Here is a 2,850-nt window from a genome sequence, read left to right as displayed (position 1 = left end):
AGGGCCCCCACCGCGACCGCGGTGGGGGCCCGTGCGAAGCGGGGACCGTCAGGCGTCGCCGCCGGCCGCGCCGGGGTCGGCGGCGGCCACGTCGAGCAGCTGGTAGCGGTCGATGGCCTGCTTCAGCACCGAGCGGTCGATCTTCCCCGCCTTGGCGAGCTCGGTGAGCACGCCGAGGACCACCGACTCCGCGTCGATGTGGAAGAAGCGCCGCGCCGCGCCGCGGGTGTCCGCGAAGCCGAAGCCGTCCGCGCCCAGCGACTGCCAGACACCGGGCACCCAGCGGGCGATCTGGTCCGGGACGGCCCGCATCCAGTCGGAGACGGCCACGAACGGGCCCTCGGAGCCGGAGAGCTTGCGCGTCACGTACGGGACGCGCTGCTCCTCCTCCGGGTGCAGCAGGTTGTGCTCCTCGGCCGCGACCGCGTCGCGCCGCAGCTCGTTCCAGGAGGTCGCGGACCAGACGTCGGCCCGCACGTTCCACTCCTCGGCGAGGATGCGCTGCGCCTCGACGGCCCACGGCACCGCGACACCGGACGCCAGGATCTGCGCCGGGACCACGCCCGCCTCGCCGGCCTTGTACTTGTACAGGCCCTTGAGGATGCCGTCCACGTCCACGTTCGCCGGCTCGGCCGGCTGGACGATCGGCTCGTTGTAGACGGTGAGGTAGTAGAAGACGTCCTCGTTCGCCTCGGGCGTCCCGCCGTACATGCGGCGCAGGCCGTCCCGCACGATGTGCGCCATCTCGAAGCCGTACGCCGGGTCGTAGGCGACCACGGCCGGGTTCGTGGAGGCGAGCAGGTGCGAGTGGCCGTCGGCGTGCTGCAGGCCCTCACCGGTCAGCGTGGTGCGGCCGGCGGTGGCGCCCAGCACGAAGCCGCGCGCCAGCTGGTCGGCCATCTGCCAGAACTGGTCGCCCGTGCGCTGGAAGCCGAACATCGAGTAGAAGACGTAGACCGGGATCAGCGGCTCGCCGTGCGTGGCGTAGGCCGAGCCCGCGGCGATCAGCGAGGCGGTGCAGCCCGCCTCGGAGATGCCGTCGTGCAGCATCTGGCCGGTCGGGGACTCCTTGTACGCCAGCAGCAGCTCGCGGTCGACCGACTCGTACGTCTGGCCCAGCGGGTTGTAGATCTTGGCCGACGGGAAGAGCGAGTCCATGCCGAAGGTGCGGTACTCGTCGGGGGCGATCGGCACGAAGCGCTTGCCGATCTCCTTGTCCCGCATGAGGTCCTTCAGCAGCCGGACGAACGCCATGGTGGTGGCGATCGTCTGCTGGCCGGAGCCCTTGCGGGTCGCCGCGTACGCCTTGTCGTCCGGCAGCGCCAGGGGCTTGGCACGCACGACGCGGGTCGGGACGTAACCGCCCAGGCCCTTGCGGCGGTCGTGCATGTACTGGATCTCCTCCGAGTCCCGGCCCGGGTGGTAGTACGGCGGGGCGCCGGACTCCAGCTCCTTGTCGGAGATCGGCAGGTGCAGCCGGTCACGGAAGCGCTTGAGGTCGTCGACCGTCAGCTTCTTCATCTGGTGGGTCGCGTTGCGGCCCTCGAAGTTCGGGCCGAGGGTCCAGCCCTTGACGGTCTGGGCCAGGATCACGGTCGGCTGGCCCTTGTGCTCGCGGGCCGCCTTGTACGCCGCGTAGATCTTGCGGTGGTCGTGGCCGCCGCGGCCCAGGTGCAGCACCTGGTCGTCGGACAGGCCCTCGACCATCGCGCGCAGCCGCTGGTCGTCGCCGAAGAAGTGCTCGCGGATGTACGCGCCGGTCTCGGTGGCGTACGTCTGGAACTGGCCGTCGGGCGTGGTGTTGAGCTTGTTCACCAGCACGCCGTCGCGGTCCTGGGCGAGCAGCGGGTCCCAGGTGCGGTCCCAGATCAGCTTGATGACGTTCCAGCCGGCGCCGCGGAACTGCGACTCCAGCTCCTGGATGATCTTGCCGTTGCCGCGCACCGGGCCGTCGAGCCGCTGCAGGTTGCAGTTGACGACGAAGGTCAGGTTGTCCAGGCCCTCGCGGGCGGCCAGGGACAGCTGGCCGAGCGACTCCGGCTCGTCCATCTCGCCGTCGCCGAGGAAGGCCCACACGTGCGACTGCTCGGTGTCGGCGATGCCGCGCGCCTGCATGTAGCGGTTCATCCGGGCCTGGTAGATCGCGCCCAGCGGGCCGAGGCCCATGGACACGGTCGGGAACTCCCAGAAGTCCGGCATGAGCCGCGGGTGCGGGTAGCTGGACAGGCCGTAAGGGGCCTTGGACTTCTCCTGGCGGAACGCGTCGAGCTGGGTTCCGGAGAGCCGGTCCAGCAGGAACGCGCGCGCGTAGACACCCGGAGAGGCGTGTCCCTGGAAGAAGATCTGGTCCCCGCCCTTGCCGTCGTCCTTGCCCCGGAAGAAGTGGTTGAAGCCCACGTCGTAGAGGGAGGCCGAGGAAGCGAAGGTGGCGATGTGGCCACCGACGCCGATGCCGGGCCGCTGCGCGCGGGACACCATGACCGCCGCGTTCCAGCGGGTCGCGTTCAGGATGCGCCGCTCGATCTCCTCGTTGCCGGGGAAGAACGGTTCGTCCTTGGTCGCGATGGTGTTGACGTAGTCCGTGCTGCGCATCTCGGGCACGGCCACGCGCCGCTCGCGGGCTCGCTCGATCAAGCGGAGCATCAGGTAGCGGGCGCGCTCGCGTCCGCGCTCGTCGATAGCGGCGTCAAGCGAGTCGAGCCATTCCGCCGTCTCCTCGGGATCGAAATCCGGGACCTGGCTGGGAAGGCCGCCAATGATGATCGGGTTGCGATCTGATCCGGAAGCCACGCTAATCCTTCGCTTCTAGGCATTGCTCTACGGGGTCAAGCCGCCTCCATCGTGTACCGC

1 protein-coding gene is annotated in these 2,850 nt (G+C 69.9%); it reads right to left on the bottom strand.

Annotated elements, in window-relative coordinates; translation table 11 throughout:
• Positions 1-48: 48 nt before the first annotated feature.
• The gene (gene aceE, locus ACIP98_RS42145) at positions 49-2,790 is read right to left on the bottom strand and encodes a pyruvate dehydrogenase (acetyl-transferring), homodimeric type (protein ID WP_319662597.1); all 2,742 of its coding nucleotides are present in this window, start codon (positions 2,788-2,790) and stop codon (positions 49-51) included.
• Positions 2,791-2,850: the final 60 nt, after the last annotated feature.

The sequence above is a fragment of the Streptomyces sp. NPDC088354 genome (genome assembly GCF_044753585.1).
GTDB lineage: Bacteria > Actinomycetota > Actinomycetes > Streptomycetales > Streptomycetaceae > Actinacidiphila.
The sequence above is the reverse complement of the archived record's forward strand: the minus strand, read 5'-3'. Positions and strand labels throughout refer to the sequence as shown.